Here is a 6,705-nt window from a genome sequence, read left to right as displayed (position 1 = left end):
CGCACGACTACCCGCCCTGGGAGACCGTCTACGCCTACTTCGCCCATTGGCAGCGCGACGGCGTATTCGAGCAGCTCAACGGCCTTCTCCGGCGCCTGATCCGCGCCGCCGGGGGCCGCAGTCCCGAGCCGACGGCCTGCATCGTCGACTCCCAGAGCATCAAGACCTCCACGAACGTCCCCGCCGCCACCCAGGGCGTCGACGCGGCCAAGAAGATCATTGGCCGCAAGCGCAGCATCGTTACCGACACCCTCGGCCTCCTGCTCGCGGTGCTGGTCACCGCGGCCGGCGTCCAGGGCGGCACAGCCGGCCGACAACTGCTGACCAGGGTCGCCGCCGAGCACCCCGCCATCCGCAAGGCCTGGACCGACATGGGCTACAAGAACTCCGTCGTCGAACATGGCGCCGCCCTCGGCATCGACGTCGAGATCGTCCGTCGCGACCCGGCCACCAGGGGATTCGTCGTCCAGCCCCGACGCTGGGTCGTCGAACGCACCCTGGGCTGGCTCATGAACCACCGCCGCCTCGCCCGCGATTACGAAGCCCTGCCCGCTCGCTCCGAAGCCATGATCCACGTCGCGATGATCAACCTCATGACCCGCCGCCTGACTGGCGAATCCACCCCCACCTGGCGCGGAACCTGACCCTCAAAACCAGGAACGAAACGCCCAGTGAGAGAAGGTCGGACTCAACCTGCGGAGTAGAGAGGGGGTTTGAATGACGGGGCTGCTAGGTCCGGAAGCATGTTTGCAGTGTTCGGCTCCCGTTGAGCAGTCGTCCAGGGCGGTGCGGCGGCTCTACTGCTCGACGCGGTGTACCTCGCGGGCAAACTACCTGGCTCGCAAGGCTGGCACGGGGATACGGCCTCGTCGTCCGCCGGAAGAACGCTTCGCGGCGCTGACCAAGGACGGACCGCTCTCCTTGGTGAAGGGGGTGCCGGGGGCCTGTCGGCTCTGGACCGGGGCCGTCACAACCAGCGGGTACGGGAAGTTCAAGGCGGAAGGGAAGACAGTTCGGGCTCACCGGTTCGCCTACCAGCAGGCGCACGGGGCGATACCGGGCGGGCTGGTCATTGATCACCTCTGCCGGGTCCCGCTGTGCGTCAACGCGGCGCATCTCGAAGCAGTGACGAACCGGGAGAACACCTTGCGTGGGACCGGCACAAGCGCGGCGAACGCCCGGATGACCCACTGCTCCAAGGGCCACCCGCTGACCTTCGTCAGTGATCAGCGCCGCTGCGTACCCTGCCGCCAGACCCGTACCCGTGAACGAGCAGCGGAGAAGAAGCTGCGGGAGGACCAAGAGGCTCGCGCTGCCTCACCGGAGACGTTGTTCTGACCCCGCACGGAGTCAACATCGGTGATCCGGGCGTCATGGGCGAGGTGGGGACCTCGCTCGGCCCTGGCTGCCTCCGGGCCCACCGCTCACCGCGCGGACCCTGCTGCGCACCGGCTACAACCACCGGAACGGCCTGCGCCAGGCGGCCATGGGGTCCTGGCAGGCCCTCATCGCCGACCTCGTGCACAGACTGGAGCCGCACATCAAGGGCATCATCGACGCCGCCGTGCGGACCCACGCGAGCAGGCCCGGGGGAACCGTCGCCGACCTGGCCCTCGCCATGGGCGTTCCGACCAAGACCGCCCAGTCCCGCCGCGACAAGATCCTCAAGGAGTTCCCGGGCGGCTGGGAGCGGTGGGCCATCGGCACGCTCAGCGAACCCACCGACGACGACGGCGCCAACCCCGCCCTGAACGTCCCGCTACCCGAGCACCGCACCGAGGTCTTTGAGATCGCCGCCCGCGACGGACGCGTCGGAACCAGCTGCAACTGCGGCTGGACCTCCCCGGAGCGCGCCTACGACGCCGACGAGGCCGAGCGCTGGGGTGAGGCGCACCGTCAGGAGCAGGCCGTCAAGGACACCACCATCGCGCGCCGCACCCGGTGCCCGGTCGGCCCGGGAGAGACCGAGCCCGTGGCCGAGCCGGCGCACAAGACGGATGTCTACGACTGGAAGGACGGCCTGGTCATCTGCCGCTGCACCTGCGGTGAATGGGAAGGAACCCCGACCTCGAACATCGTCGGCGCGGCACTCGAAGGCAAGAGGCACCGAGAGGGTGCGGAATCCTGACCGGCTGCGCACCGACTTCCCGGGGCGGCCGCTGTCCGGCCAAGACGTCGCGGGCGCCCCGGACTCCACACCCGATCAGACCTGGAAACAGGAACAGGATCACCGCCATGCTGCACCAGCCCGGCCCCGCTGTCACCCAGTGGGACACCGCCATTCGCGCCGTCCTCGTCTTCACCGCGCTCGAAGCCGGTCTCCCGCCGCTACTACGACCGCACCGTGGGGAAGACAGGACGCACGCGCAAGCCGTGCTCGCCCTGGCCCGTCGGCGTGTCAATGTGCTGTGGGCTCTCATACGCGACGGACGGCTCTACCAAGCCGCCCGGCCCACCATCCAATCGTGAATGAGCACTCCAGCGGGCGTTCGTCGTCTGGCCGAAGCGCTCAGGTCAGTCACATGCCGCGCTCTGGGCCGTAGATGGGCGTGGGGCGGTCATCGGGTGACATCGGCAGCGGTTCGAGTAGTACCGGGCCGGGGTAGAAGGCGGAGCTGTTCGGGCCGACCATGTCCTCGCCGACCAGATAGCGGTAGAGCCACTCGGAGAAGCTCATTCGGTACTCGTACCAGGATCCGTCGTGTTCCACAGCACAGATCCGGTGGCCCGTGCGGTTGGGCAGCGGGGCCAGGAAGATGTATTCGCCACGGTCGGTACTGGTGATCGGAATCAGGCCGTCCTTCATCCCGAACCGCACTTCTCGCAAGTCGAGGACGACGCGGATGTTCTCCTCCGACTCCAGCCAATCCTCCCGGCCCCAGTCGAGCTCGGCCCAGGCCTGGGAGGTCTCGCGGATGTCCTTCCCGAGGTTCCAGCGCTCGGTGGCCGGATGCGAGAGATACAGGTGCCAGTTGATCTGCATTGGGGCGTAGGCGTCAACGACCGCCTTGTAGTCCTCGGGGAACTCGGTACCGATCTCGGCTTCCAACTCGGCCCAAGCACCGGGGCTGGCGAAGCGTTGTCCGCCAGGGCCGAGCATGGCGAAGACCTCAGAAGCCGTTGTCTTTCCGAGAGTGATGGCTGCGTTTTTGCAGGTCAGGCATAGGTTCGGTGTTTCGGCGGCAGGGACGAGGTGTCGTGTCGTCTCTTCGGTGGAGGTGCCGGGATGCCATCGGTGATGGGGTTGCTGGAGGAGCGCGAACGCGCGGCTCGGCGGCGGGTGGAGGCCCTTCAGGCCGAGCTGCGGGAGGCGGAGGCCACGTGGGAGCGGTTCGTGATCGCCCGTGAGACGGTGGCGGAGGTCTTGGCTGAACCTCGCGGTGGTGAGGAAGAGGCGCCGGTGGTGACGGCTGCTGAGCGGCCGGTTCCGGTCTCGGCAGCGGCGCCGGGTTCGATGGTGCCGCACTGGCGGGAGGGTCTCGTCCCTGCGGGTCCTGGCGCCGGATTACCGGCGGATCATGGATGCTCTCGCCGGCCGCGGCGGGTCGTGCGGGGAAGTGATGGACTGTCGTCAACTCGCGGTGGTGCTCGGGCTGGAGCCGGTCCCGGCGAAGGTGGAAGGGGTGCGCTCGAAGGCGAAGCGGCTGGCCGCGCGGGGCTGGTTGGCCGAGGAACAGCCCGGGATGTTCAGCGTGGTCGCCGGGCGAGGCGTCGGCTCATGACCATGCTCATCGACCAGCAAATCACTGCCTCCGAGGTGTCGGTGCGGCCCTCGCAGTCGCGGGCGAGACGGCGCGAGCGCATTAGCCACGCGAACGTGCGCTCGACCAGCCACCTCTTCGGCAGCACGACGAAGCCCGTGGTGTCGTCGCTGCGTCTGACCACGCTCAGCGCGAGGCCCAGGACGTCAGGGGCGAGGTCGACCAGGCGTCCGGTGTAGCCGCCGTCGGCCCACACCAGCGTGATGCGCCAGTGCCGCTCGCGCAGCCGGGCCAGCAGCGTCCGGCCCGCCTCGCGGTCGGTGACCGAGGCCGCGGTGACCATCACCGTCAGCAGCAGCCCGAGGGTGTCCACCACGATGTGACGCTTGCGGCCGTTGACCTTCTTCCCCCCGTCGAATCCCCGGGTGGCGGCCGGCACCGACGCGGCCCCCTTCACCGACTGCGCGTCGATGATGCCCGCCGTCGGCTCCGAATCCCGGCCCGCCGCCTCGCGGACCCGGTCCCGCAACCGGTCGTGGAACTCCGCGACCAGCCCCTTGTCCCGCCAGCGCCGGAAGAACGCGTAGACGCGATCCCATGCGGGGAAGTCCGCGGGCATCGCCCGCCAGGTGATGCCGCCCGCGACCAGGTAGCGCACCGCGTCCACCATCTGCCGGTGGCAATACCCCTCCGGCTGCCCGCCCCGGCCCTCCAGCCACGGCGGGACCGGCATCGCATCGCGGACCACCGCCCACTCCGCGTCGCTCATGTCCGACGGATACCGTCGCACACGCTCACCGTGGTCGGCCGCGTTCCCGTACACGTGCGCGAGGCAATCAGATGACGACAAGCGGGAGTTGGACTCCGCGGGCCGCACCGCGTACAACTGCGACAACAGGGCCTCCTGCCGTAGCTCTTTGGATTCGCACCCACGAGCTGTTCAGGAGGCCCTGCCGTCATGCGCACACCCGCTGAAGATCACCCGACCGAGCCGCACCCGAACCGACGCTAACCCTCATCGGCACGACAACGGCTTGTGAGTACACCTTCTACATGTCGAGTCGCGTCGCGGACTGTCCGTATTTCATCCCGAAGCAGTACTGGGTGCCCTGGTGGTTCAGGCCGGTGAACTTGATCCCGTTGACACGGCGCTCGACCCGGGTCAGGCGGATCGCCACGTTGCCATACACGGTGGACAGTTCCACGAGGTTGTCCACCTCCAACTCCTCAGCAAGCACCACAACGTCCATGCCGTCATCTTGGCCCAATGGATGGACCACTGACCAGCATGTTTCTCGGCAACGGCCGACACCGGGCAGCAGCACCTCATGCGTGCACCGACAGAAGATCACCCGACCGGGTCGCACGAATCGAACCGACACTCACCATGACCGGAACGACAACGGCTTCTCACGTGATGCAGTCACCTGAGCGGCACGACACCGGCATGCCGGGCGTCCTCTGGCCTGGAAAGGAACACCCTTCGCTGCGGCCGCTCGACGTCCGTAACAACGACTGACATCTCGTCGCCGACCTGAAATACCTCCGGCAGACCGGCTGCGGGCCTGCCGTGGACCTCTTTGAAGGGCACCAGGCCCACGACTCCGTTTCCGACGTCAACGAAGGCGCCGAAGGGGAGCACCTTGACGACCGTCCCGCGAAGCGTCTGCCCCGCCACCGTGCCGTCGGCGAACGCCTGGAAAGGGTCGGGCAACAGTGCACGCAACGACAGCCTGGCTTCCGCATTGTGAGTGTCGAATTGGAGGAACTCGCATGAGACGCGCTGTCCGATCTCCACGACGTCGGTCGGAGCTTCGATGTGGCGCCAGGACAGTTCGGGGATCGTGATAAACCCGACGCCGGGGAACATGGGATGGTCCGGTCCGTTGTCCAAGGCCACGAACACCCCGAACCGCTCGATCGCCGCGACGGTGCCAGAAAGGATCTCGCCGCGGTGCAGTGACTCCAGGAACGCCCAGAGATCCGGGCTCTCAGACTGCCAATCCATGCCCGCCACCTTGGCACACGCCGTAGGTCGACGACACCCCCATGGGACGGCCACAGACCGTAACGGCCTCGCGATCGACTTCACGAAATCCGTGCCTGAACCTCTAAGTTGGCCCCGTCAGGCGGTCGGCGCGGTGAATCTGCCGAGGGCAGGAGTCGTTACCGACCGGGCATGGCCGGTTTTACCCTGGGCTACTCTCTGGTCGGTCGGCGGCGGTGGGCGGCGCCTTCTTGAGCTGCGGGGTCTTCCCGCTGACAGGAGACCAGATGAAGACTGTCAGCGATTTCGTCCCCCTGCTCGGGTCTCCCGTTCGGCAGGACGAAGGGCATCTGATCAAGGAGATCGCCTCGGCCTGGTCGGTCACCCTGCCCGAGGACTTCTCCGCGATCGCCGGCGCATACGGCGACGCGGTCATCTCGGACTACATCTACCTCTGCGGGGCCCGGACGCTCCGCAGGTACGCCGACGGCATGGGCCGGCAGCTGGAGGCGTCCCGAACGGTTCCCCACGTGGTCCTTCCGACCCCGGGCGGTGCTCTGGTCTGGGGAAACACGATCGAAGGCGACCAACTGTTCCTTGTTCCCCGCGAGGGCGGGACCTGGACGGTCTCGGCGTTTCGCCGCGGCTGGGCGGACTGGCACGACACTGACCTCGGCTTCAGCGACTGGTTCCACCTCGCGCTGACCGGCAGGACGGCCACCGATTGGCTGCCGGAGTGGGAGCCGCTTCCACACCCCCTCGAACTCAACAACGGGTGACAGAGCGCCGGGTCCTGGCCGCAGCTGACCAGCCGGTGATCGGGGTGGGGCCGCGTTGTGCCCCGGCGTGCGCCCGGTGCTGACTGGGCATCGGAGAAATGCGAGTGGCCCCCGGGCAGGCAATGAGTTGAAGTCCCGGGAGCCGGGCCGATCTTCTCACCCCCGGGCCCGCGTCCTCCCCCCCCCGGGGGGGGGGGGGGGGGGCCGCCGCCCCGGGACCCCGGGACAGCGCCGGGGA

8 protein-coding genes and 2 pseudogenes are annotated in these 6,705 nt (G+C 68.1%); 6 read left to right on the top strand and 4 right to left on the bottom strand.

The window, feature by feature from the left end; translation table 11 throughout:
• From ACFC1F_RS30185 to ACFC1F_RS30170, 4 genes and pseudogenes are all read left to right on the top strand, one after another.
• Positions 1 to 644: IS5 family transposase (locus ACFC1F_RS30185; RefSeq protein ID WP_376163025.1), on the top strand; the 644-nt coding region annotated here is incomplete at its 5' end.
• 73 nt (positions 645 to 717) lie between these two features.
• Complete coding sequence (locus ACFC1F_RS30180) at positions 718 to 1,338, top strand: HNH endonuclease signature motif containing protein (RefSeq protein ID WP_376163023.1); 621 nt, start codon at positions 718 to 720, stop codon at positions 1,336 to 1,338.
• Positions 1,339 to 1,486: 148 nt separating this feature from the next.
• Positions 1,487 to 2,128, top strand: a complete 642-nt coding sequence (locus ACFC1F_RS30175) for a hypothetical protein (protein WP_376163021.1) — start codon at positions 1,487 to 1,489, stop codon at positions 2,126 to 2,128.
• Between the two features lie 171 nt (positions 2,129 to 2,299).
• Positions 2,300 to 2,469: pseudogene (locus ACFC1F_RS30170) on the top strand (IS110 family transposase); the annotation flags it as partial.
• 49 nt (positions 2,470 to 2,518) lie between these two features.
• Here the strand turns inward: ACFC1F_RS30170 and ACFC1F_RS30165 are convergent.
• Positions 2,519 to 3,100 (bottom strand): SMI1/KNR4 family protein, encoded by a 582-nt coding sequence (locus ACFC1F_RS30165; protein WP_376163019.1) that lies wholly within the window; start codon positions 3,098 to 3,100, stop codon positions 2,519 to 2,521.
• A gap of 126 nt (positions 3,101 to 3,226) precedes the next feature.
• Between ACFC1F_RS30165 and ACFC1F_RS30160 the strand changes: the two are divergent.
• Positions 3,227 to 3,722 (top strand): annotated as a pseudogene (locus ACFC1F_RS30160) (hypothetical protein).
• On the opposite strand, the gene ACFC1F_RS30155 reads toward ACFC1F_RS30160, so the two are convergent.
• The 3 genes from ACFC1F_RS30155 to ACFC1F_RS30145 all read right to left on the bottom strand — a co-directional run bounded on the left by ACFC1F_RS30155 (position 3,688) and on the right by ACFC1F_RS30145 (position 5,709).
• A complete protein-coding gene (locus ACFC1F_RS30155; RefSeq protein WP_376163017.1) occupies positions 3,688 to 4,470 on the bottom strand; it encodes an IS5 family transposase in 783 nt (260 codons plus the stop codon). The pseudogene ACFC1F_RS30160 and the gene ACFC1F_RS30155 sit on opposite strands and share 35 nt — an antisense overlap.
• Positions 4,471 to 4,750: 280 nt before the next feature.
• The gene (locus ACFC1F_RS30150) at positions 4,751 to 4,951 is read right to left on the bottom strand and encodes a hypothetical protein (RefSeq protein WP_376163015.1); all 201 of its coding nucleotides are present in this window, start codon (positions 4,949 to 4,951) and stop codon (positions 4,751 to 4,753) included.
• A 173-nt stretch (positions 4,952 to 5,124) separates the two neighbouring features.
• The gene (locus ACFC1F_RS30145; RefSeq protein ID WP_376163014.1) at positions 5,125 to 5,709 is read right to left on the bottom strand and encodes a S1 RNA-binding domain-containing protein; all 585 of its coding nucleotides are present in this window, start codon (positions 5,707 to 5,709) and stop codon (positions 5,125 to 5,127) included.
• A 266-nt stretch (positions 5,710 to 5,975) separates the two neighbouring features.
• On the opposite strand from ACFC1F_RS30145, the gene ACFC1F_RS30140 reads away from it, so the two are divergent.
• Positions 5,976 to 6,467, top strand: coding sequence for a hypothetical protein (locus ACFC1F_RS30140; protein ID WP_376163012.1), 492 nt, complete (start codon positions 5,976 to 5,978; stop codon positions 6,465 to 6,467).
• Positions 6,468 to 6,705: the final 238 nt, after the last annotated feature.

The sequence above is a fragment of the Kitasatospora sp. NPDC056181 genome (genome assembly GCF_042266225.1).
Classification (GTDB): Bacteria; Actinomycetota; Actinomycetes; order Streptomycetales; family Streptomycetaceae; genus Kitasatospora.
This window is presented reverse-complemented; position numbering and strand designations above follow the sequence as displayed.